Origin of the sequence: Variovorax sp. J2L1-78, assembly GCF_030317205.1 — a bacterium.
GTDB lineage: Bacteria > Pseudomonadota > Gammaproteobacteria > Burkholderiales > Burkholderiaceae_C > Variovorax > Variovorax arabinosiphilus.
In genome coordinates this window covers 17,046-38,297 of the sequence record NZ_JASZYB010000002.1, presented here as the reverse complement: position 1 = coordinate 38,297, position 21,252 = coordinate 17,046, and the positions used below count along the sequence as shown (strand labels likewise).

The 21,252-nt window shown below is 69.5% G+C and carries 21 protein-coding genes; 7 read left to right on the top strand and 14 right to left on the bottom strand.

Annotated features, from left to right (window positions below; genetic code table 11):
* Positions 1–12: 12 nt before the first annotated feature.
* The 9 genes from QTH86_RS13960 to QTH86_RS13920 form a co-directional block, all read right to left on the bottom strand.
* Positions 13–846, bottom strand: a complete 834-nt coding sequence (locus QTH86_RS13960) for an ABC transporter permease (RefSeq protein WP_286646832.1) — start codon at positions 844–846, stop codon at positions 13–15.
* Positions 843–1,679, bottom strand: coding sequence for an ABC transporter ATP-binding protein (locus tag QTH86_RS13955; RefSeq protein WP_286646831.1), 837 nt, complete (start codon positions 1,677–1,679; stop codon positions 843–845). Before QTH86_RS13955 ends, QTH86_RS13960 begins: the two co-directional genes overlap by 4 nt.
* A gap of 82 nt (positions 1,680–1,761) precedes the next feature.
* Positions 1,762–2,757: an ABC transporter substrate-binding protein gene (locus QTH86_RS13950; RefSeq protein ID WP_286646830.1), complete on the bottom strand. Its 996-nt coding sequence runs from the start codon at positions 2,755–2,757 to the stop codon at positions 1,762–1,764.
* Positions 2,758–2,830: 73 nt separating this feature from the next.
* Positions 2,831–3,703, bottom strand: a complete 873-nt coding sequence (locus QTH86_RS13945; protein ID WP_286646829.1) for a creatininase family protein — start codon at positions 3,701–3,703, stop codon at positions 2,831–2,833.
* Between the two features lie 24 nt (positions 3,704–3,727).
* On the bottom strand, positions 3,728–4,999 hold the full coding sequence (locus tag QTH86_RS13940; RefSeq protein ID WP_286646828.1) for an amidohydrolase family protein: 1,272 nt from the start codon (positions 4,997–4,999) through the stop codon (positions 3,728–3,730).
* Between the two features lie 7 nt (positions 5,000–5,006).
* Entirely contained in the window at positions 5,007–5,594 is a 588-nt protein-coding gene (locus QTH86_RS13935) for an NAD(P)H-dependent oxidoreductase (protein ID WP_286646827.1), read from the bottom strand.
* A 127-nt stretch (positions 5,595–5,721) separates the two neighbouring features.
* Complete coding sequence (locus tag QTH86_RS13930; protein ID WP_286646826.1) at positions 5,722–6,822, bottom strand: TAXI family TRAP transporter solute-binding subunit; 1,101 nt, start codon at positions 6,820–6,822, stop codon at positions 5,722–5,724.
* Positions 6,812–7,612, bottom strand: a complete 801-nt coding sequence (locus QTH86_RS13925) for a hypothetical protein (protein ID WP_286646825.1) — start codon at positions 7,610–7,612, stop codon at positions 6,812–6,814. The genes QTH86_RS13930 and QTH86_RS13925 overlap by 11 nt, the downstream gene beginning before the upstream one ends.
* A gap of 145 nt (positions 7,613–7,757) precedes the next feature.
* A complete protein-coding gene (locus QTH86_RS13920) occupies positions 7,758–8,402 on the bottom strand; it encodes a TetR family transcriptional regulator C-terminal domain-containing protein (protein ID WP_286646824.1) in 645 nt (214 codons plus the stop codon).
* Positions 8,403–8,628: 226 nt separating this feature from the next.
* Between QTH86_RS13920 and QTH86_RS13915 the strand changes: the two genes are divergently transcribed.
* Both QTH86_RS13915 and QTH86_RS13910 read left to right on the top strand, forming a co-directional pair.
* Entirely contained in the window at positions 8,629–9,699 is a 1,071-nt protein-coding gene (locus QTH86_RS13915) for a type II asparaginase (RefSeq protein WP_286646823.1), read from the top strand.
* Between the two features lie 117 nt (positions 9,700–9,816).
* Complete coding sequence (locus QTH86_RS13910; protein ID WP_286646822.1) at positions 9,817–11,319, top strand: hypothetical protein; 1,503 nt, start codon at positions 9,817–9,819, stop codon at positions 11,317–11,319.
* Here QTH86_RS13910 and QTH86_RS13905 read toward each other — a convergent pair.
* Genes QTH86_RS13905 through QTH86_RS13895 form a run of 3 tightly spaced genes read right to left on the bottom strand, consistent with a single transcriptional unit; the run spans position 11,312 to position 13,906 of the window.
* A complete protein-coding gene (locus QTH86_RS13905) occupies positions 11,312–12,139 on the bottom strand; it encodes a phosphatase PAP2 family protein (RefSeq protein ID WP_286646821.1) in 828 nt (275 codons plus the stop codon). The genes QTH86_RS13910 and QTH86_RS13905 overlap by 8 nt on opposite strands.
* On the bottom strand, positions 12,132–12,941 hold the full coding sequence (locus QTH86_RS13900; protein WP_286646820.1) for a metallophosphoesterase family protein: 810 nt from the start codon (positions 12,939–12,941) through the stop codon (positions 12,132–12,134). The genes QTH86_RS13905 and QTH86_RS13900 overlap by 8 nt, the downstream gene beginning before the upstream one ends.
* Positions 12,938–13,906 carry a diacylglycerol/lipid kinase family protein gene (locus QTH86_RS13895; RefSeq protein WP_444813886.1) on the bottom strand — a complete coding sequence of 323 codons (969 nt, stop codon included), beginning with the start codon at positions 13,904–13,906 and terminating at the stop codon, positions 12,938–12,940. Before QTH86_RS13895 ends, QTH86_RS13900 begins: the two co-directional genes overlap by 4 nt.
* Before the next feature lie 201 nt (positions 13,907–14,107).
* Between QTH86_RS13895 and glyQ the strand changes: the two genes are divergently transcribed.
* Genes glyQ through QTH86_RS13870 form a run of 5 tightly spaced genes read left to right on the top strand, consistent with a single transcriptional unit; the run spans position 14,108 to position 19,422 of the window.
* Positions 14,108–15,022 carry a glycine--tRNA ligase subunit alpha gene (gene glyQ / locus QTH86_RS13890; RefSeq protein WP_286646818.1) on the top strand — a complete coding sequence of 305 codons (915 nt, stop codon included), beginning with the start codon at positions 14,108–14,110 and terminating at the stop codon, positions 15,020–15,022.
* 4 nt (positions 15,023–15,026) lie between these two features.
* Complete coding sequence (gene glyS / locus QTH86_RS13885; RefSeq protein WP_286646817.1) at positions 15,027–17,162, top strand: glycine--tRNA ligase subunit beta; 2,136 nt, start codon at positions 15,027–15,029, stop codon at positions 17,160–17,162.
* Between the two features lie 22 nt (positions 17,163–17,184).
* Positions 17,185–17,766: a D-glycero-beta-D-manno-heptose 1,7-bisphosphate 7-phosphatase gene (gene gmhB / locus QTH86_RS13880; RefSeq protein ID WP_286646816.1), complete on the top strand. Its 582-nt coding sequence runs from the start codon at positions 17,185–17,187 to the stop codon at positions 17,764–17,766.
* Positions 17,766–18,500: a lysophospholipid acyltransferase family protein gene (locus tag QTH86_RS13875; RefSeq protein ID WP_286646815.1), complete on the top strand. Its 735-nt coding sequence runs from the start codon at positions 17,766–17,768 to the stop codon at positions 18,498–18,500. The genes gmhB and QTH86_RS13875 overlap by 1 nt, the downstream gene beginning before the upstream one ends.
* A gap of 13 nt (positions 18,501–18,513) precedes the next feature.
* Positions 18,514–19,422, top strand: a complete 909-nt coding sequence (locus QTH86_RS13870) for a M48 family metallopeptidase (protein ID WP_444813821.1) — start codon at positions 18,514–18,516, stop codon at positions 19,420–19,422.
* A gap of 12 nt (positions 19,423–19,434) precedes the next feature.
* Here QTH86_RS13870 and QTH86_RS13865 read toward each other — a convergent pair whose 3' ends face one another.
* Positions 19,435–20,310, bottom strand: coding sequence for a carbohydrate ABC transporter permease (locus QTH86_RS13865; protein ID WP_286646813.1), 876 nt, complete (start codon positions 20,308–20,310; stop codon positions 19,435–19,437).
* Positions 20,307–21,215 carry a carbohydrate ABC transporter permease gene (locus tag QTH86_RS13860; RefSeq protein ID WP_286646812.1) on the bottom strand — a complete coding sequence of 303 codons (909 nt, stop codon included), beginning with the start codon at positions 21,213–21,215 and terminating at the stop codon, positions 20,307–20,309. Before QTH86_RS13860 ends, QTH86_RS13865 begins: the two co-directional genes overlap by 4 nt.
* Between the last annotated feature and the right edge of the window lie 37 nt (positions 21,216–21,252).

The window sequence follows — 21,252 nt, the reverse complement described above, 5'->3', positions numbered from 1 at the left end:
GCAAGGGTCGTGTCAATCTTGAGAAATTTCGCTGGCGTGCCAGGAGCCGAGGGCAAGCTTCGACAGCCATGCCATCAGCACGAACAGGCCCACGCCGGTGAGCGAGATGAGGAGCAGGGCCGCGAACATGCGCGGGATGTTGAGCTGGAAGCCGGCCTGCAGGATCTGGTAGGCCAGGCCCGCGCCCGAGCCGCCGGTGCCGGCGACGAATTCCGCCACCACCGCGCCGATCAGCGCGAGGCCGCTGGAGATGCGCAGCCCGCCGAAGAAGTACGGCAGCGCACTCGGGATGCGCAGCCGCACCAGTTGCTGCCAGCGCGATGCGCGGTTGAGTTTGAAGTAGCTCTGCAGGTCGGGGTCGATGCTGCGCAGGCCCAGCGTGGTGTTGGCGATGATCGGGAACAGCGCCACCAGCGCGGCGCACACCGTCATGGCCGCCACCGGGTTCTTGACCCAGATGATGATCAGCGGCGCGACCGCGACGATGGGCGTCACCTGCAGCAGCACGGCGTACGGGAACAGGGCCGTCTCGATGCGCTTGCTCTGCACGAACAGGAAGGAGATCAGCACCCCCGCGACGGTCGCGAGCACGAAGGACAGCAGCGTGATCTTGAGCGTGACCAGCAGGGCATTGCCGAGCGGCACCCAGTCCTTGATGAGCGTTTCCATCATCAGGTAGGGCGAGGGCACCAGGTACGGGGGCAGTTCCATGCCGGTGACCAGGCCCTGCCAGATCGCCACCAGCACGACCCCCACCATCACGGGATAGAACACCCGCTGCACGCGCGGCTGCTTGAGGAAGGGCACACGCACGGCGGGGCGCGTGCGGGACGTGACGGCGCTCATCGGCTCGTCTCCTCGTGGGCGCCGCTGGCGCGCAGCAGGCTGTCCTGCAGCTGCTTGGCGTAGCGGCTGAATTGCGGCGACACCATGAAGTCGGGCGTGCGGGGGTAGGGCTCGTCGATGGTGAACTGTTCCACCACGCGGCCGGGGCGCGCGGCCATCATGATCACGCGGCTCGACAGGAAGACGGCCTCGTGGATCGAGTGCGTCACGAAGATCACCGTGAGCTTCTTCTTGCGCCACAGGTCGAGCAGGTCGGCATCGAGCCGGTGGCGCGTGATCTCGTCGAGCGCGCCGAAGGGCTCATCCATCAGCAGCAGGTCGGGCTGCGTCACCAGCCCGCGGGCGATCGACACGCGCATCTGCATGCCGCCCGACAGCGCGCGCGGCAGGGCGCCGGCAAACTTGTCGAGCCCGACCAGTTCCAGCGCTTCGGCCACGCGCGCATCGGCCTCCTTGCGCGGCACGCCGGCCAGATCGAGCGGCAGGCGCACGTTGGTCTGCACGCTGGCCCAGGGCATGAGCGTGGCCGACTGGAACACGAAGGACAGCTTGTGCGGACAGTCGTGCAGCTCCGCGACCGGCTTGCGCCAGACCAGGAGGCGGCCGTCGGTCGGCTCCAGCATGCCGGCCACCATCTTCAGCAGCGTGCTCTTGCCGCAGCCCGAGGGGCCGAGCAAGGTGATGAACTCGCCCTCGGCGATCTTCAGGTCCACCGGCAGCAGGGCCTGCGTGCCATTGGGGTAGGTCTTCTCGGCGGACAGGATTTCCACCGCCGGTGTGGCGTGGGCCCACGCGGTCGGCGGTGCGAGGGTGTCGGGTTCGACGCGGTTCATTCAAGAGCCTTTCGAGGGGGCCGTGCCGTGTGCGGCCGGCCCCTGGGTTTCAGGGCGTGGACAGGGCGCACTCAGGGCGCGTTCAGGGCAGAACCTTGGCGTCCTTGATGAACTCGGTCGTGTAGGTCTTGGCCAGTTCGATCTTGGCCGGGTCCAGCAGCTTCGAGGCGACGAGGAAGTCGTAGCTCGCCTTCGAGCGCGCATCGGTGATCACGCCGATGCCCAGCTTGGCCGCGTCGCCGCCGGTGATCATCCCCATCTCCTTGAGCTTGGCCACGCTGTAGGCCAGCTGGTCGTCGGTCATGTTGGGGTTGTCCTTCTTGATCAGCGCGTTGGCCGGTGCCGGGTTCGCCAGGTAGCTCTTCCAGCCTTCGGCCGAGGCCTTCACGAAGGCGGCGACCTGCTTGCTGCGGTCCTTGACGGTCTTGTCCATGCACGACACGGTGGTCGCATAGGCGGGGAAGCCGTGGTCGCTGAACATCAGCACGTTGGCCTTCACGCCGGCCTTCTGGATGGCGTAGGGCTCCGAGGTCAGGTAGCCCTGCTGCGCGGCGTTCTTGTCGGCGACGAAGGGCTGGATGTTGAAGGTGTAGGGGCGGGTCTGCTCGTCGGTGAAGCCGAACTTGGCCTTCAGCCACGGCCAGTAGCCGCGCTGCGCCTGCGCGCCGATCAGCAGCGTCTTGCCCTTGAGGTCTTCGAACTTCTTGACGTCCTCATGGGCGATCAGCACCTGCGGATCTTTCTGGAAGTACGCCGCCACGGTGACGACCGGCACGCCGCCCTCGCGCACCTGCATCATCTGGATGTCGCTCGAGCCCATGATGCAGTCGGCCTGGCCGGCCGCCATCATCTGCGTGATGTTGACCTGCGGGCCGCCCATCTTGATGGTCACGTCCAGCCCGTGCTTCTGGTAGATGCCTTCGGCCACGGCCTGGTAGAAGCCGCCGTGCTCGGCCTGCGCGTACCAGTTGGTCATGTAGGTGAACTTGTCCTGCGCCTGGGCGGGTGCAGCGGCGGCGAAGGCCAGCGCAGCGGCGCCGGCGAGGGAGGCGAGACGGAAGACGGAAGGTTGGCGCATGGAGTGGACCTCTCGAAGTGCGGGGTGAAGAAAATGCGTGGAAAAGACGAAGGAGCAATGCAAGGAGCGCGCCTCAGGCGGGGTGGCGCAGCCCCTCGGCGGTCTGGATGAAGCCGGTTTCGTGGCCCCGGCCCCAGGTGGGCTCGTCGCGCACGATCCAGCGCAGCGCATACAGCTCGGTCAGCGCTTGCACCCAGCTGTCGGACAGCGTGTCCAGGATCTCCAGGCCCTGCGCGCGGGTGGCGCTGGTCGGGTCGCCGATCACGCCGCTCGGCCCGAAGTCGCGCGCCGTCCAGGCGCAGGCCGGGCGGCCGTCGGCCGACAGCAGCTTGATCGGGAAGGGCGGCGGGAAGTTGGCGGCCGCGCGTTCCATGTGCACCGTCTCGGGGGCCAACGCCAGCATCAGCGCGGTCTCGGAATGGCCGGCGTGCATCGACAGGCGCTTCTCCTGATCGCTGATCTGCTTGCTCGACGCATTGGGCAGGCGCGATACGCCGTGCGGCACGACCACGAAGTCCCCGTGGCGCAGGCGCAGTTCGCGCGCGGCCATCTCCAGCACCTGCGGCTGGCCGCCATGGCCGTTGGCGAACAACAGCTTGCGGAAGCCCGAGCGGTAGACCGACTCGCCGATCTCGATGATGGTCGACAGCAGCGTGGTGCCGGTCAGCGTCATGGTGCCGGGGAAGTGCAGGTGCTCTTCCGACTTGCCGTAGGTGATGGTCGGCAGCGCGAAGGCGCGCACCTCGGCGGGGAGCTTTTCGAGCGCCTTGCCCATCACGCCGGAGCTGATCACGCTGTCGACCGAGCAGGGCAGGTGCGGGCCGTGCTGCTCGATGGCGCCGCAGGGCAGCACGATGACGGTGTTCTCGCGGTCGGGCAGCGCGTCGATCTCGGTCCAGCTCAGGTAGGGCAGGAAGCGGTGCGGGGGGATGTAGCCGTGGAGCATGGGTGTCCTTGTCGTGTCGTGTTGCTATTGGGGAAGGAAGGGCGTGGCGTCGCCTTGCGTCACGTGGCCGTCGCGCAGCACCACGCGCTTGGCGGTGCGCGACGGCCAGCCGTGGCGGTCGGCGTCGGTGAAGAGCACCAGGTCGGCGGGCGCACCGACCAGCGTCGGGCGGGCAATGGGCGCGCGCTGCAGCCAGTCGCTGCGGCAGAGTGCTTCCGACCAGGTGTCGAAGGGTTCGTCGAGTTGCGCCACGAGGGCGGCCGTGCCCAGCGCCTCGACCGGGTCGAAGCTGCCGAGCCGGCAGAATGGGTCCTGCACGTTGTCGCTCGCGAACAGCAGTGGGATGCCGCGCTCGCGCGCTTCCTTGACCAGCGTGATGCCGCGCAGGCGCGGCGTGCGTCCGGTGACGGCGTCCTGTAGCAGCAGGTTGGTCGCAGGCAGCGAGACGATGGTGATCGGTGCGCGCGCCACCGCGTCGAGCGTGGCCAGGGCCTGCGCCTCGGGCTGCACTGCCAGCGCGCAGACGTGGCCGCAGACCACGCGGCCTTCATAGCCGATCTCGCGCAGGAGGCGCGCGGTGGTCTGCAGGCCGACGGCCGCGGCGTTGAGTTCCTCGTCGACGTGCAGGTCGATGTCGAGTTCGCAGGCCTGCGCCGCCACCAGCAGGTTGCGCAGCGCGGCCTCGCTCCAGTTGGTGGAGTGCACGAAGCCGCCCAGCAGGGCGTGCGGGCCGGTTGCCTTCACCTGTTTCGCCAGGCGCATCGCCTGGGCGGCGTCTTCGAACAGCGGCAGCTTGATCAGGCTCACCTGTTCGAGCCGGACCCTGCCCGCCCATTCCTGCGCCAGCTCGGCCATCACGGGCCAGGCCATGGGCGTCGCGTCAGGCTCCCACCAGTCGACGTGCGTGCGCAGGTGCGTGGTGCCGCATTCCCACGCCCATTGCAGCCCGCGCGCGGCGCGCTCGCGCACGTCGGCGGGCGTCCAGTGCACGCGGTCGTTCAGCATCGCGTCGATGGCGCCGAGCAGTCCCGGCTGCACCTCTTTCATGCGCGGCAGCGTGAAGGCCTTGTCGAGGTGCGTGTGGGCGTCGGCGAAGCCGGGCAGGCCCAGCGTGCCGGCGGCATCCCAGGCCGCGGCGGACGGCACCGGCGCCTGTGCGGCCGGTTGCACCGACCGCACGCGGCCCGCGTCGATCGCAAGGCGCGCCAGCACGGGGACGCCGCCCTGCTGCGGCCAGTCCGACGGCAGCAGCCAACGCGGCAGCAGCAGGTTGTCGATCACGGTCGGCGTGTGCATCGGGTGCTCAGGCAAAACGTGCCATCGCCTGGCCGACGCGCGCCTTGAAGCGCGTGAGCTGCGGCTCGGTCGCGATGTTCATGTGGTAGTGCGCGTGGTAGTCGACACGCGCGGCCTGGCCGGTGAGCCGCTTCATGTAGCGCGTGACGATCTTGCGCGGCGGGTCGCCCATGTACCAGGCGACCCAGCGTGGGCGGCCGTAGGTCACGACGGCCGAGATGCGCTTGATGTGCGTGAGCATCGGCTTCACGTTGGCCGGGTCGCTGATGTCGAAGGCCACGCCGGGCATGAAGAGCCGGTCGAAGAAGCCCTTGAGCATGGCGGGCAGGCCGAAGCACCAGGTCGGGAAGCAGAAGACGATGGCCTCGGCCCGGTTCAGCCGGTCGATGTACGGCTGCAGCGGAATGCGGTTGCTCGGCACCTCGTGGTAGCCCAGGCGCTCCTCGCGCGAGAGCACCGGGTCGAAGCCCTCGGCGTACAGGTCGCAGTCGTCCACCTCGTGCCCGGCGGCGCGCAGGTTGGCCAGCACCTCCTGGTGCAGGGCCGAAGCGAAGCTGGTTTCGACCGGATGGCAGTAGACGACGAGCACGCGCATGGTGTTTGACCACTTAATCAGAGCAAGTGGTCAGATTCATGCAAAGGGCGTGCCAGCGCGGGCGCACCGAAATGGCGCAGACGCCCGGGCGCGGACCGGGGCGACCCGCTTCAGCCGGTCGATGGATTCAGCGGCGGCAGATGCCGAGCACGACTTCCTGCTCGGTGCAGGGTTTGGTGCGCACCGGCGCCGTGCCGAGCGGCGGCAGGCCGACCGACGCCACCGCGCGCTGCGACGCGCAGGCACGCAGGCGCTTTTCCATGGGCGCGAAATAGCGCCAGCCCGGGCCGAGCGGCGGCAGCTCGAGCCGCACCTGCTTCCACTTGGGGTGGCCCTGCGCCTGCAACTGGTCGAAGTTGGCACACAGCGCGTCGGCGAAGCGGGTGAGGTCGCCGACCGTCGCCCGCAGGCCGTAGTCGTAGGTGACGAGGTAGGCCTGCACGCTCAGCGTCGGCACGTCGGCGCCCAGCCAGTTGGCGTAGCTGGCCGCGCGGATGGTCGCGGCCTGGTAGGTGCCAAGGGCGCGCCCGATCTCGGCGGCGGCGTCGTCGCGCCGAAGCAGCTTGATGAAGCGACGCGCCTCTGGCTTCATCTCGGTGAAGAGCTTCGCGGGCTGCCCGGCCACGATGACTGCCACGTCGATGCTCTTCTCCACCGTCAGCTGGGCCAGCGCCTCCTCGTTGGCGAGGTACTGCGCGCTGCTCGCCGGCAGCGGCACATCGAACATGCGCTGGTAGAGGGTGCGCGCGGTGAGGGCCGTACCGCTGCCGATCGGCCCGACGCCGATCTTCTTGTCGCGGATCTCGTGGATGGCGTTCAGCGGCGAATCGGCCCGCACCACGAAGTAGATCTCTTCCTCGTACAGCGGCATGACGAGCCGCAGCGGCCGGATGATGTTGCCCGCCTCCGCGTTGCCGGCCTTGGCCTCGTCGAGGAAGGCCTGGTAGACGTCGGACTGCACCAGCGCCAGCTTCACGCCCGGCTCGAAGCGCATGCGCAGCACGTTCTCGGCCGAGCCCTTCGACTCCAGCACCTCGAGCCCGATGCCCGCCGGCGGTGCCACCCACTTGGCCAGGTCGCGGCCGACCTGGATGTAGGTGCCGGTGCTCGATGCCGTGACGATCTTGTAGTCGGCGGCCGAGGCCCCGATGGCGCCGATCAGCGCCAGGCCCGGCAGCAACGCCGCCCGTGCGACGCGCCGGAGCAGAGTGCGGGCATCAGGGGGCATATCCACTCCTTGCGGTGTTCGCCGGCTGGCACAGCGCCAGCGCGACCAGCGCCGGATTGCAGGCACCCGGCTGCGCCGCAGCGGCGGGTGGCGGGGTGATGGCGCCGACGATGTGCACGCTGTCGTCGACAGCGGCCGGCTCGGGTTCGGGGCGCGCCGGCGCATGGAAGCCGAGCGCCAGCGACGCGCGGCGTGCCGCTTCCTGCAAGCGCTCGCGCCGCTGCGCTTGTGCCTGTTCGTGCTGGCCGAGGGCCTGCCGCGCCGCCTGCACCCGGGGGTCGTCGGCGTGTGCGGTGCCGACCAGGCCGAGCGCCTGTTTCGCCGCTGCGAAGTCGCCGCGTGCCACGGCCGCCTGCATCTGCGTCACGCTGGCCTCGAAGGCCTGTTGCGCCGCGCCGTGGCCCTGCCGCCCGGAATAGACGTAGTCGAACGCGAGCCCCACGCCGAACAGGCCCAGGACGAGCGCGAGGCTGACCATCAGGCGCCGGGTGGCCTGGGCGTCGGCGGACCAGCCGGACGACGCGTCACGGGCCGGCGTGGCGCCGTATTCCAGGGCGGGGTGCGCCGTCGATGCGGCGGGAAGGTAGGTCATCACCGCCGCGGGTGGCAGGGCGGTCTGCGGTGGCTCGTCCGCGTCGTCGAGCGGCAGCACGGTGTCCGGGGCATCGGCGGCGCCCTGGCCGAGGTCGTGCAACGACTGCACCAGCGCCGCGTCGTCGCGCAGCGCGTCCGCCGGGTGGGGGCCGGGCATCCATCCGTACGACAGGATACCGGTGGGTGGGGAGGACATCTTCGACCCTTCGCGCGTGAACGGAAGTAGTACAAAGAACGCATCCTTCGCCCTTTGCCCGGGGCGGTCATCAGGGTCTACCCATAGAGCGGCGGTCGCAGATGTTTCAAGGTGAAAACCGCGGCGCTGGCCGTGGCGCGGCCGGCTATTTCGGCGTGGTCTGGATGCCGCAGCCGCCAAGCACGAACGCGATCAGCTCGCGCGCCACCTGCTCGCGGTCGATGGCCGTTTCGGTGCCCACGCCCATCATCACGCGCGCCTGCAGGGCGTAGTCGGCGTGGTACTGGGTCATCGCCCAGATGTGCTGCAGCAGCAGGCGCGGGTCGAGCGGGCGCATCAGGCCGCGGGCGATCCAGCCGTTGATGATGTCGATCTTCTTCTGCGTCCAAGCCTGCGAGTTGGGCCAGTAACCCTCGAGGTTCTTGCCGCCGTCGAGCACCTCGCGCGTGAAGATGCGCGACATCTCCGGATGGTCGAAGGCGTGGTCGAGCTTCTTGCGGATGTAGTCGCTCAGCACCGCGGCCGGCCCGCTGGCGGCCTGGTCGAAGGAGAACACGACCTTCCAGGCGTGCAGCACCTGCATCAGCAGCTCTTCGTAGAGCTCTTCCTTGCCGGCGATGTAGTAGTGCAGCTGCGGCTTGGTGATGCCGGCGCGCAGCGCGATGGCCTGGGTCGACGTGCCTTTGAGCCCGTGCAGGCTGAACTCGGCGATGGCCGCTTCGCGGATCGCCGCCATGATGCGTTCGCGCCCGGGACGGGCCCGCGACAGCGGCCCGTCGGGCGCAGGCATGTCCACAGGGGGAAGGGCGGTGTCGGCAGGAGTTTCCACGGTAGGCAGGTGAGCGGCGGCGCCAGGCACGGCGCGGTGGCGATGGTACCGCCCCGCATCGATGCACCGATGTTGCAGGCGGCGCATGGGCCGATGTCGTCTCTGCATGGACGGGTGACGAAATGGGCACCGTTCTTGTATCCCAATGACGGCTTTCCGATTTCTCCCAACCACAGAAGGACGCACCATGATCTCCTCTTCCCGCCTGCGCAGCTTCGCCGCTTCCGCGGTGCTGCTGGCCGCCGCCGCCGTGGCCCATGCCCAGGCCGCGTTGCCCAATGTCGTGATCCTCGCCACCGGCGGCACCATCGCCGGGGCCGGCGCCTCGGCCGTCAACAGCGCCACCTATGCGGCGGCCAAGGTCGGCGTCGAGAAGCTCATCGCCGGCCTGCCGGAGCTGGGCAAGGTCGCCAACGTGCGCGGCGAACAGGTGTTCCAGGTGGCATCGGAAAGCCTGACCAACGACAACCTGCTGGTGCTGGCCCAGCGCGTCTCGGCGCTGGCCAAGCAGCCCGACGTCGATGGCATCGTCATCACGCACGGCACCGACACGGTGGAAGAAACCGCGTACTTTCTGACGCTCACGGTGCACACCAACAAGCCGATCGTGATGGTCGCGTCGATGCGCCCGGGCACCGCCCTGTCGGCCGACGGCGCACTCAACCTGTACGACGCCGTCAGCGTCGCCGGCAGCAAGGACGCCATGGGCAAGGGCGTGCTGCTGACCATGAACGACAGCATCGAGAGCGGCCGCGACGTCAGCAAGAACTTCAACATCAAGCCCAGCGCTTTCGTGAGCCAGTGGGGTTCGCTCGGCATGGTGGTCGAGGGCCGCAACTACTGGTTCCGCGCGCCGGTGAAGCGCCACACGATGAACTCCGAGTTCGACATCGACACCATCAAGTCGCTGCCGCCGGTGGAGATCGCCATGGGCTACGAGGGCGTGGCCTCGACGGCCATCGATGCGCTGGGCAAGAGCGGCATCAAGGCGCTGATCCATGGCGGTCCGGGCAATGGCTCGGTGGCCGACCGCATCGTGCCCAGCCTGCAGAAGGTGCGCGCCGACGGCATCGTGGTGATCCGTAGTTCGCGCGTGCCCGACGGCTTCGTCATCCGCAACGCCGAGCAGCCCGACGACAAGTACGACTGGGTGGTGGCGCACGACCTGCGCCCGCAGAAGGCGCGCATCCTGGCGATGGTCGCGCTGACCAAGACCAGCGACACGAAGGAACTGCAGCGCATCTTCTGGGAATACTGAAGCGCGGCTGAAGCAAGGAGGCCGCCGGTCGGGCGACCTGCCGCTGCTTGTGGCCCGGTTCACAACCAGTGGCGGTCTTCGCTGGGATGGTGAAAGGCGCGCCGATAAGGTCGACGCATGACCCCCATCCTCCCCACGCGTTCCCTCACTTTTCTTCGAGGCTCGGTCGCCCTGCTGGTGCTGAGCGTCGTCGCCGCGTGCGGCGGCGGCTCCGACAGCGGCAGTACCCCGGCCACCACGACGCCACCGCCGCAAGGCACCCAGCCCGTGCCGGCCGACCCGGTGGCGCCGGCACCCACGCTCAGCGGCACGGCCGCCGTCGGCGCGCCGATCGCGGGCGGCGCCATCGCTGTGCAGTGCGCGCAGGGCGCAGTCCTGAACGCCACCACCTCCGATGCCGGCGCCTGGTCGGTCCAGACCGCCGGCCAGACCTTCCCCTGCGTCATCACGCTCACCGGCGGAAGCCTGGACGCGACGCTGTATCCGACGGGCCTGCATTCCTTCGCCGTCGATGCGACCCGCGCCAACGTGACGCCCGTGACCGAGTTGGTCATGGCGATGGCGCTGGGCAGCGACCCGGCCGCCTGGCTGGCCGCGCAAGGCACCAACATCGGCGCGCAGTTGACCCAGGTGGCGGCCGATCTGCCCGCGGCGAAGGCGTCGCTGTCGAGCTGGCTGGAGAACGCCGGGTATGTGCTGGGCGACGTCGACCCCCTGAGCGGCGTGTTCTCGCCGACCGCGGGTGACGCCTACGACGACGCGCTCGAGGCGCTCAGCGCGAACCTCGCGCAGGCGGGCACCTCGCTGGCCGACGTGGTCACGTCCGTGGCCGCCACCGAGCCGGGCGAAACCCCGGTCGCGCTGCCCGGCGCCTATGTGATCTCGGCGGCGGACGCGGCGGCCATGCCGCAGCTCAATGCGTCGACGCTGTCGGTGGCCGATGGCACCCTGACCATGGCGGCACCCGCGACGGCGGCCCAGCCGATCGGCGCCTTCGTGGGCGGCGGCACCGGCAACAAGGCGGTGCTCCAGTTCAGCGGCCTCAACGGCATGAAGCTGGCCGACCTCAAATCTCTCGAGATCGTGGCGCAGCACCTCTCCGGCAACACCAACCTCGGGCCGTACTTCAACTTCATCGTCGACCTGCAGTGCAACATGGCGCTGCCCGGCGCGACCATCGGCGACCTGCGCACGCGCCGCGTGATCGGCTTCTCGCCCGGCACGGCCAACCTCTACACCACCGACTTCTCGACGGGGATGACCCGGCTCTCGATCACGGACAAGACCCCGGGCTGGTACATCGTGGGCACGCCGCTGCTGGGCGTTCCCGCCTCGAACAGCAACAACGGCAACCCGCTCGCCGGTGTGGACGGCTTCGACTTCGCGACCTACCCGAATGCCTGCATCGTGGACGGCCCCTCGGGCGACGCCGGCCTGTTCCGCGAGCGCACGGCCGCAGGCTGCGACACCGGTGCGGCGCTGACCGCCGCCGATCCGGCACGCTGCGCGAAGCCGCATGCGGGTGCGATCCTGGTGATGGGCGATTCGGTGAGCGTGGCCGCGCGCCAGTGGCAGCTCCAGAGCGTGTCGATCGCCGGCCGCAAGTACACCTTCAAGTAGCGGGCCGCGCCCGGGTGCGCCCTTGCGCCCATGCCAGGCTGGCGATGCACACCGCCAGCCAGGTGCCGCCGGACAGCAGACCGGCGGCCACGTCGCTCGCGAAATGCACCTGCAGGAAGATGCGGCTGCAGGCGGTGGTGAGGATCACCGCGATCGCCGCCATCACGGCCGGCGCATGCCAGCGCGGTGGCAGCAGTTGCAGGGCGACGTACAGCAGCATTCCGTAGACGACCATCGATCCCGAGCTGTGGCCGCTCGGGAAGCTGTAGCCGTCCTCCAAGGCCAGGCCGTGGTCATGCACCGGCCGCGCCCGTTCGAAGAGATTCTTGAGCGTCGGGTTGAGCACCGCGTTGCCGCCCAGCGCCAGCATCCAGCCCAGCGCCAGGCCGGTGTGGCGGCGCCACAGCAGCCATGCGGCCATGCCGACGCCGATCGCGATCAGCACCGCGCGGTCGCCCAGGTGCGTGAGCACGCTGAAGGCGCGCAGCGCCGCCCAGGGCAGCGTCGCGGCGATGCCGTCGGCCAGCACCTGGTCGGCGCGGCCGAGCGTGTGCGTCGGCGTCGCCCGTTCGGCGATCCCCGCGAACAGGGCGGCGGCGGCGACGACGGCGGCGAAGCCGAGTGCCAGGCTGAGCACGAGACGCGGTGGTCGAGCTTCGGTCTCGGCTTCGAGGGCGGCATGCCGGCGCTGAAGCCATCCGCAGGCGAGGCCGCCAGCAGTCACGGCCGTCAGCAGCACAAGCAGAAAGGCCGGCAAGGCATGCGGCGCCATGGCGTGCGCCAGCGCGATCAGCAGCGGGGTGCCGGACGCTTCAGGCATCGGCCAGCGCCAGCGTGTGCACCTGGCCCGGCACGAAGCGGCCTTCGGCCGCCGCATGGTCCCAGCGTTCGACCGTGCACGTGCGCGGCCCGGACGCAGCGCCCGGCCGCAGCAGATTGACCGAGTTGGGCTGGCCACCGCGCACGCGCGACGACACCGCCGTGCCGGCCTGCACCGCCCAGAGCGCGCGCGACACGCCGGCGCCGGCCTCGTGCGCCGCCCGAACGAAGGGCAGGTGGATGTGGCCGCCCAGCACCAGGTCGGCCCCGGCCGCGGCCCAGCGGCGCAACGCCGCGTCGGCGCCGTGCAGGCGGTTGCGCTCGTCTTCGGGCCGGGTCACCAGCACCGGCTGGTGTGTGACGACGACACGCCGCTGCGCCGGCGTGGCGCTGGCGAGCCGTTGCGCCACGCGCGCGATCTGCGCCTCGGACACCTCGCCGTCCGCATGCCGGTACCAGCGCGTCGTGTTGACGGTCAGCACCAGCCAGTCGGGCGAGGAGAACGCCGGCTCCAAGTCGCTGCCGAAGGCATCGGTGTAGCGCCCGTAGGGGCTGAACAGCCGTGCGCCCACCTGGAACAGCGGAATGTCGTGGTTGCCCGGAATGGCGAGCCAGGGCACCCCGAGCCGGTCCATGAAGGCGCGCGCCGCAGCGAACTGCGCCCGCGTCGCGCGCTGGGTGATGTCGCCCGACAGCACCACCAGCGCTGGCTGCGTGTCGTGCACCAGCGCCTCGAGGGCTGCGACCACGGGGGCCTGCTCAGTGCCGAAGTGCGTGTCGGAGATCTGCAGCAGCACGCTCATGCCCGCGCCGCCTCGAGCTCCGGCGCCACGGCCGGCTTGATCAGCCACAGCGGCTCGGGCGCCACGCGGAACAGCAGCGGCATGTCCAGCCAGTTGAGCTCGCCGTCGGTCGCCACCTTGATGCGGCGCCGGCCGTGCGAGCCGGCCGGCTTCACCGTCAGCGAGGCGAAGGGGAAGGTCACGATGTCGTCGGCGTCGCCCAGCTTGCCGAGCGCGCCGCGCACCAGGAGGCCCGGCAGCGACCACCAGTGGCCGGGCTTGACCGCGATGGCGGCGAGCCGGCCTTCTTCGGGCGCGTCGGCGTCGTCGATGCCGACCTGGTGCAGCTGCAGCGCATTGTTGCCGACGAAGAGCGACCGGGTGCGCACGTCGCGCTCCTGCCCGCGCAGCGCCAGCCGCAGCCGCCACGAGCGGTGTCCGCCGCGCAGCATGGTCACCACGGCCGCGCCGAGGGCGATCAGCCGGCTGCGCCCGTAGTCGCGCTTGAAGGCCTCGCGCTCCTCCAGCAGTTGCGCATAGAGCCCCAGGCTGGCGTTGACCAGGAACACCTTGTCGTTCACCAGGCCGACCTGCACCGCACGCGGCGGCTCGTTCAGCAGCACCTGCAGCGCCGCCTCGTTCTCGGCCGGGATGCCGTGGGTGCGGCTGAAATAGTTGAAGGTGCCCTGCGGCAGCACGCCGAAGGCGCAACCGCTGCCGAGCGTGGCCTGGGCCACTGCGTTGATGGTGCCGTCGCCGCCGGCCGCCACCACGATGCCGCCGTTGGCGCGCGCGCGCTCCACCGCCTCGCGCGCGAAGGCCTGCAACTGGCCGGGCTGCTCGACCAGGAAGATGCGGTGCCGCCGCCCCGCGGCGCCGCAGGCCTGCTCGACCGCGGCGCGCACCGGCGCGGGCGCGTGCTTGCCCGACCCGGCGTTCAGGACGATGAAGAGGGGCGCGTCGGGCGCGAGGTCGGGGGGCGTGATGGGCATCGGAGAGGTCGGGTGGACGCCCGTGGCGGGCGCGTCAGGGGTTATCGCATCGTCGCGGCCGACAGTCCGGCGGGCAAGCGCCCGGCCGCGTGTGGGAGAGACGCCAAAGCCGAGGCCGCCCGGCCCGTAAAATCGGCGCCTCGCGGGCCCCGGCCCGCCGACTGTCCAATGTCCGGCCTGCGCCGGCCAGCTTCCATGTTGACCTTCCAGCAAATCATTCTCAAGTTGCAGTCGTACTGGGCCGACCAGGGCTGCGCGCTGCTCCAGCCCTACGACATGGAGGTCGGTGCCGGCACCTCGCACACCGCCACCTTCCTGCGCGCCCTCGGACCGGAACCGTGGAAGGCCGCCTACGTGCAGCCCAGCCGCCGCCCCAAGGACGGCCGCTACGGCGAGAACCCCAACCGCCTGCAGCACTACTACCAGTACCAGGTGGTGCTCAAGCCCGCGCCGTCGAACATCCTGGAGCTGTACCTCGGTTCTCTGGAGGCGTTGGGCTTCGACCTGAAGAAGAACGACATCCGCTTCGTGGAAGACGACTGGGAGAACCCGACGCTCGGCGCCTGGGGCCTGGGCTGGGAGGTCTGGCTCAACGGCATGGAGGTGACGCAGTTCACCTACTTCCAGCAGGTCGGCGGCATCGACTGCAAGCCGATCACCGGCGAGATCACCTACGGGCTGGAGCGGCTGGCGATGTACCTGCAGGGCGTGGACAACGTCTACAACCTGACGTGGACGGATGGGCTCAGCTACGGCGATGTCTACAAGCAGAACGAGGTCGAACAGTCGACCTACAACTTCGAGCATTCCGACGCCGACTTCCTCTTCACCGCCTTCAACGCGCACGAGAAGCAGGCCAAGCACCTGATGACCGAACAGCTGGCGCTGCCCGCCTACGAGCAGGTGCTCAAGGCCGCGCACAGCTTCAACCTGCTGGACGCGCGCGGCGCGATCAGCGTGACGGAGCGCGCCGCCTACATCGGCCGCATCCGCAACCTCGCGCGCAGCGTGGCGCAGAGCTACTACGAGAGCCGCGAACGGCTCGGTTTCCCGATGGCCCCGCGCGAGTGGGTGGCGCAGATGGCGCCCATCACGAAGAAGGCGGCCTGATCCCATGATCACCAATACCAAGAACCTGCTCGTCGAACTGTTCGTCGAGGAACTGCCACCCAAGGCGCTGAAGAAGCTGGGCGACGCCTTCGCCGGCGTCCTTCGCGACCAGCTCGTCGCGCTCGGCCTGGCCGAGGCCGGCGCGGTGCTCACGTCCTATGCCTCGCCGCGCCGCCTGGGCGCGCACCTCACGAACGTGGTGGCGCAGGCCGCCGACAAGGCGGTCTCGCAGAAGCTGATGCCGGTGGCCGTCGGCCTCGACGCGGCGGGCAACGCCACGCCGGCGCTGCTCAAGCGCCTGGGTGCGCTCGGCGCCGACGCGTCCGCCGTGCCCACGCTCAAGCGCGCGCTCGACGGCAAGGCCGAGGCGCTCTTCTACGAGAGCACGGCCAAGGGCGCAACGCTGGCCGAGGGCCTGCAGAAGGCGCTGGCCGAAGCCATCGCCAAGCTGCCGATCCCGAAGGTCATGAGCTACCAGCTCGAGAACGGCGAACTGCCCGGCTGGACCAGCGTGAGCTTCGTGCGCCCGGCGCACGGCCTGGTCGCGCTGCACGGCGGCGACGTGGTGCCGGTCGAGGCGCTGGGCCTCACGGCCGGCCGCGAGACGCACGGCCACCGCTTCGAAGCCAAGGTCGACCCGGTGGTGCTGCGCGACGCCAGCAGCTACGCGCTGCAGCTGGAAGAGGAGGGCGCGGTCATCGCCGGCTTTGATGCCCGCCGCACCGAGATCGCCCGCCAGCTGGCGCAGGCCGCCGCGAAGGTCGGTGGCGGCGCGAAGCCGATCGATGACGATGCGCTGCTCGACGAAGTCACCGCACTGGTCGAGCGGCCGAACGTGCTCATCTGCAGCTTCGAGCGCGAGTTCCTCGACGTGCCGCAGGAATGCCTCATCCTCACGATGAAGGCCAACCAGAAGTACTTCCCCCTGCTCGACGCGGCCGACAAGCTCACCAACCAGTTCCTGGTCGTGAGCAACATCAGCCCCGACGATGCGAGCGCGGTCATCGGTGGCAACGAGCGCGTGGTGCGCCCGCGCCTGGCCGACGCCAAGTTCTTCTTCGACCAGGACCGCAAGAAGTCGCTGGCCTCGCGCGTGGAATCGCTGGGCAAGGTGGTCTATCACAACAAGCTGGGCACGCAGGGCGAACGCGTGACGCGCGTGATGCACATCGCGCGCACCATCGCCGAACAGCTGGGCGACGGCACGCTCGCCGCGCAGGCGACCCAGGCCGCGCAGCTCGCCAAGGCCGACCTGGTGACCGACATGGTCGGGGAGTTCCCCGAACTGCAGGGCACCATGGGCCGCTACTACGCGCTGCACGACGGCCTGGCCGTCGACGTGGCCGACGCCATCGAAGACCACTACAAGCCGCGCTTCGCCGGCGATACGCTGCCGCGCGGCGAGGTCGGCGTGGTGGTGGCGCTGGCCGACAAGCTCGAGACGCTGGTCGGCATGTTTGGCATCGGCAACCTGCCCACCGGCGACCGCGACCCGTTCGCGCTGCGCCGCCATGCGCTGGGCGTGGTGCGGATGCTGATCGAGAAGGACCTGCTGCTCGACCTGAAGGCATTGCTGATCGGCACCGCCGCCGTCTTCCAGGGCATCGACGGTTTCGACCGCGACCGTGCCGTGGTCGACCTGGAGGGCTTCATCCTCGATCGCCTCGCCGGCAGCCTGCGCGAGCAGGGCGCCAGCGCGCAGGAAGTCGACGCCGTGCTGGCCCCACAGCCGCAGCGCCTGGGCGACGTGCCCAAGCTGCTGGCGGCCGTCCGCGCCTTCGCCGCCCTGCCCGAGGCGCCGGCGCTGGCCGCCGCCAACAAGCGCATCGGCAACATCCTGAAGAAGTCGCCCGAGGCCGACGCCCACGTCAGCCCGGTGCTGCTGCAGGAACCCGCCGAGAAGTCGCTGCACGACGCGATGGAGCGCATCCTGCCCGCCGCCGACGCGCAGTTCGAGGCTGGCGACTACACCGCATCGCTGCAGACCCTGGCCGCCCTGCGCGCGCCGGTCGACGCCTTCTTCGACGGCGTGATGGTCAATGCCGAACAGCTCGACCTGCGGCTCAACCGCCTCGGCCTGCTCAAGCTGCTGCACGGGGCGATGAACCGCGTGGCGCTGCTGGAGCGGCTGGCGGCCTGATCGAACCCACGCGAGGCCCCTCATGAAACTCGTCATCCTCGACCGCAACGGCAGCATCAACCTGCACCGCGACGACTTCGTCAAGAGCGAGACCGAGTGGACGCCGCTGCCGCAGGCCCTGGAAGCCATCGCCAGGCTCAACCATGCGGGGTGGCACGTGGTGATCGCGTCGAACCAGTCGGGCCTCGGCCGCGGGCTGTTCGATGTGGTGTCGCTCAACGCCATGCACGCGAAGATGCACAAGATGCTGGCCGCCGTCGGTGGCCGGGTCGACGCGATCTTCTACTGCCCGCACAGCCCCGACGAGGACTGCGGCTGCCGCAAGCCCAAGCCCGGCCTGTTCCTGCAGATCGGCGAGCGCTATGGCGTCGACCTGACCAACGTGCCCACCGCCGGCGACAGCCTGCGCGACCTGCAGGCCGGGGCCGCCGCCGGCTGCGAGCCGCACCTGCTGTTGACCGGCATGGGGGCGGCCTGCCGCAATGTCGACCCGCTGCCGCCCGAGTACCCGCCCAACACGCAGGTGCACGACGACCTGTCGGCCTTCGTCGATTTCCTGCTCGCGCGCGAGGCGCAGAAGGCAGCCGTGCAGGTGGCCGTCTGATGGCGTTCGTGCGCTCGGTGGTCCACATGGCGTGGATGCTGGTCACCGTCATTCCCTGGGGCATCATCATGTGCGTGGCGTCGATCTGGCGCCGCGGCGAGCCGCTGTACTGGATGGCCGAGCGCTGGCTGGGCTGGGCCATCGGCGGTGCGCGGGTCATCCTGGGCATCCGCACGCGGGTCACCGGCATGGAGAACCTGCCCCAGGAGCAGCGCGCGGGCGCGGTGCTGCTGGTCAAGCACCAGTCCACGCTCGAGACCTTCCTCATGCCCACGCTGATGCCGCACCCGCTGGCCTACGTGTTCAAGAAGGAACTGATCTACGTGCCCTTCTTCGGCTGGGCGATGGCGCGGCTGGACATGATCCACATCGACCGCAGCCAGCGCGCGCAGGCCTTCAACAAGGTGGTCAAGCAGGGCCGCGCGCTGCTGGCGCAGGGCATCTGGATCATCATGTTTCCCGAGGGCACCCGCATCCCCCGTGGCCAGCAGGGCACCTACAAGAGCGGCGGCACGCGGCTGGCGGTCGAGACGGGCGCGCCGGTGATCCCGATCGCCGTCACCTCGGCCAAGGTCTGGCCGCGCAAGGCCTTCGTCAAGCGGCCAGGCGTCGTCGACGTGTCGATCGGCCCGGCCATCTCCAGCGTCGGCCGCGAGCCGGTCGAGCTGATGCGCGAGGTCGAGGCATGGATCGAAGCCGAGATGCGGCGGCTCGACCCCGAGGCCTACCGTTGAGCGGGTGCGTGCGATGCGCGGCCTGATGCAATTCACCCTGGACCTGTTCGACGAGCTGCGTGCCGAGGTGCCGGCGCCCGCGGCCGAGCCCGCAGCGCCGAAGGCCGTCGAGCCGCAGGGCCCGTCGCTGCCCGCCGTGCCGCTGTCCGACACGCTGCGCCTTGCGCGTTTCGTGCACCCGCGCGCCACGCGCGAGGCGGTGCTGGGCCACGCGCAGGTCGCCTACGAATTCGCGCGCGGCAAGCGCCGCACCATCGGCTTCGTGGTCGGCGCCGAAGGCCTGTCGGTGCGCGCGCCGCGCTGGGTCGCGCTGCGCGACGTCGACGCGGCGCTGCAGGAGAAGGCCGACTGGATCGTGCGCAAGCTCGATGAGGCCCAGCAGCGGCACGAGCGGCTCGAATCCGCGCGCATCGAATGGAAGGACGGCGCGTGCATTCCTTTTCTCGGCGAACAGGTCACGGTGCGGCTCGACCCGCGCCATGCCTTCGACGGCGTGGGCGCGATGCTCGACGCCGAGCCGGACGAGGGCGGCGTGCGCGAGCTGCGCCTGTCGGTGGCGAACAATGCGACCACGGCGCAGATCCGCGATGCCGCGCAGGCCTGGCTCATGCGCCAGGCCAAGCGCATCTTCCAGGAGCGGCTGACGCTCTACGCGCCGCAGCTGGGTGTGCGCTGGACCAAGCTGTCGCTGTCGAACGCCGCCACGCGCTGGGGCAGCGCCAGCGCAGACGGCGCCATCCGCCTGAACTGGCGGCTGGTGCACTATCGCATGCCGGTGATCGACTATGTGGTGGTGCACGAGCTCGCGCACCTGCGCGTGATGGACCACAGCCCCCGTTTCTGGGAAACGGTCGAGAGCGTGGTGCCGGACTACGGCGCGCTGCGACAGCAGCTCAAGGACGAACCGGTGCCGCGCTGGTGACCGAGCGCACGCTCACTCCTTGACCGACCCGGTCATCCCCGACACGTAGTACTCGACGAAGAACGAGTAGATGAAGGCCACCGGCAGCGAGCCGAGCAGCGCGCCGGCCATCAGCGGCCCCCACTGGTACACGTCGCCCTGCACCAGCTCGGTGACCACGCCGACCGGCACCGTCTTGACCTCCGACGACGAGATGAAGGTCAGCGCGTAGATGAACTCGTTCCACGACAGCGTGAAGGCGAAGATGCCGGCCGAGATCAGGCCCGGCACCGCCAGCGGCAGCACGATCTTCACCAGGATCTGCCAGCGGCTGGCGCCGTCGATCAGCGCGCACTCTTCCAGCTCCGCCGGGATGGAGCGGAAGTAGCCCATCAGCAGCCAGGTGCAGAAGGGAATGAGGAAGGTCGGGTAGGTGAGGATCAGCGCCCAGCGCGTGTCGAACAGGCCGAGGTTGAACACCACGTTGGCCAGCGGGATGAACAGGATCGACGGCGGCACCATGTACGCCAGGAAGATCGACAGGCCCACCTGCTTGGACCCCTTGAAGCGCAGCCGCTCGATGGCGTAGGCCGCGAACACCGAGGCCGCGAGCGACACGAAGGTCGACACCACCGACACCAGCACCGTGTTCCACAGCCATTGCGGATACGCCGTCTCGAACAGCAGCTTGTAGAAGTGCTGCAGCGTCGGCTTGATCACCCAGAACGGGTTGCCGTCGCGCGCCAGCAGCTCGGCCTCGGGTTTCACCGAGGTGACGGCCATCCAGTAGAACGGGAACAGCAGCACGATCAGGAACAGCACGAGCGGGATGTAGACCGTCACCGCCTTGCGCGGGATCGAGTCCAGGTAACTCATGCCGACGGTGTCGACTTGGCTCGAGTTGCTCATTTGTCGCTGCCCCCTTGTTGCCATGCACGGCGCTGCAGGCCGAAGAAACTGAACATCACGCAGGCCAGCAGGAAGGGCACCATCGCGATCGCGATCGCCGCGCCTTCACCGAGGGCGCCGCCGGAAATGGCGCGCTGGAACGAGAGCGTGGCCATCAGGTGCGTCGCGTTCAGCGGGCCGCCGCGGGTGATCACGTAGATCAGCTGGAAGTCGGTGAAGGTGAACAGCACCGAGAAGGTCATGACCACCGCGATGATGGGCGTGAGCAGCGGCATCGTCACGTGGCGGAACTGCTGCCAGGGCGTCGCGCCGTCGATGGCGGACGCCTCGTAGTACGACGGCGAGATCGTCTGCAGCCCGGCCAGCAGCGTGATGGCCACGAAGGGCACGCCGCGCCACACGTTGGCGATGATCACCGAGATGCGCGCGTTCCACGGGTCGCCGAGGAAGTCGATGTAGTGGTCGATCAGCCCCATCTTCACCAGCGCCCAGCTGACGATGGAGAACTGCGAGTCGTAGATCCACCAGAAGGCGATGGCCGACAGCGCGGTCGGCACGATGTACGGCAGCAGGATCACCGCCCGGAAGAAGGTCTTGAAGCGGATGTTCTTGTTCAGCAGGATCGCCAGCCACAGCCCGAGGATGAACTTGAACACGCTCGCCACGAAGGTATAGAGCAGCGTGTTGAACAGCGCCAGCCGCGTGACCGCGTCGCCCCACAGGTAGGCGTAGTTCTCCAGGCCGATCCACTGCCCCGGCCGGCCGACCTTGGCGTCGGTGAAGCCGAGCCAGGTGCCCAGGCCGAGCGGGTAGGTCAGGAACACCAGCAGCAACAGCGCCGCCGGCAGCATGAACATGAAGCCGAGCGCGTTGCGACTGTTCTGGAATCGGGCCAGGAGGGTCATGGGGCGGGCGTGGTCGAGGAACGAGGGCGAACCGCCC

Coding starts and splice junctions, on each gene's coding strand:
- QTH86_RS13915 (WP_286646823.1), top strand. CDS start 8,629: ATGATCTCCTCTTCCCGCCTGCGCAGCTTCGCCGCTTCCGCGGTGCTG.
- QTH86_RS13900 (WP_286646820.1), bottom strand. CDS start 12,941: ATGAGCGTGCTGCTGCAGATCTCCGACACGCACTTCGGCACTGAGCAG.
- gmhB (WP_286646816.1), top strand. CDS start 17,185: ATGAAACTCGTCATCCTCGACCGCAACGGCAGCATCAACCTGCACCGC.
- QTH86_RS13865 (WP_286646813.1), bottom strand. CDS start 20,310: ATGAGCAACTCGAGCCAAGTCGACACCGTCGGCATGAGTTACCTGGAC.
- QTH86_RS13920 (WP_286646824.1), bottom strand. CDS start 8,402: ATGCCTGCGCCCGACGGGCCGCTGTCGCGGGCCCGTCCCGGGCGCGAA.
- QTH86_RS13910 (WP_286646822.1), top strand. CDS start 9,817: ATGACCCCCATCCTCCCCACGCGTTCCCTCACTTTTCTTCGAGGCTCG.
- QTH86_RS13950 (WP_286646830.1), bottom strand. CDS start 2,757: ATGCGCCAACCTTCCGTCTTCCGTCTCGCCTCCCTCGCCGGCGCCGCT.
- QTH86_RS13905 (WP_286646821.1), bottom strand. CDS start 12,139: ATGCCTGAAGCGTCCGGCACCCCGCTGCTGATCGCGCTGGCGCACGCC.
- QTH86_RS13960 (WP_286646832.1), bottom strand. CDS start 846: ATGAGCGCCGTCACGTCCCGCACGCGCCCCGCCGTGCGTGTGCCCTTC.
- QTH86_RS13925 (WP_286646825.1), bottom strand. CDS start 7,612: ATGTCCTCCCCACCCACCGGTATCCTGTCGTACGGATGGATGCCCGGC.
- QTH86_RS13930 (WP_286646826.1), bottom strand. CDS start 6,822: ATGCCCCCTGATGCCCGCACTCTGCTCCGGCGCGTCGCACGGGCGGCG.
- QTH86_RS13860 (WP_286646812.1), bottom strand. CDS start 21,215: ATGACCCTCCTGGCCCGATTCCAGAACAGTCGCAACGCGCTCGGCTTC.
- QTH86_RS13875 (WP_286646815.1), top strand. CDS start 17,766: ATGGCGTTCGTGCGCTCGGTGGTCCACATGGCGTGGATGCTGGTCACC.
- QTH86_RS13940 (WP_286646828.1), bottom strand. CDS start 4,999: ATGCACACGCCGACCGTGATCGACAACCTGCTGCTGCCGCGTTGGCTG.
- QTH86_RS13945 (WP_286646829.1), bottom strand. CDS start 3,703: ATGCTCCACGGCTACATCCCCCCGCACCGCTTCCTGCCCTACCTGAGC.
- glyS (WP_286646817.1), top strand. CDS start 15,027: ATGATCACCAATACCAAGAACCTGCTCGTCGAACTGTTCGTCGAGGAA.
- QTH86_RS13955 (WP_286646831.1), bottom strand. CDS start 1,679: ATGAACCGCGTCGAACCCGACACCCTCGCACCGCCGACCGCGTGGGCC.
- QTH86_RS13935 (WP_286646827.1), bottom strand. CDS start 5,594: ATGCGCGTGCTCGTCGTCTACTGCCATCCGGTCGAAACCAGCTTCGCT.
- QTH86_RS13870 (WP_444813821.1), top strand. CDS start 18,514: ATGCGCGGCCTGATGCAATTCACCCTGGACCTGTTCGACGAGCTGCGT.
- glyQ (WP_286646818.1), top strand. CDS start 14,108: ATGTTGACCTTCCAGCAAATCATTCTCAAGTTGCAGTCGTACTGGGCC.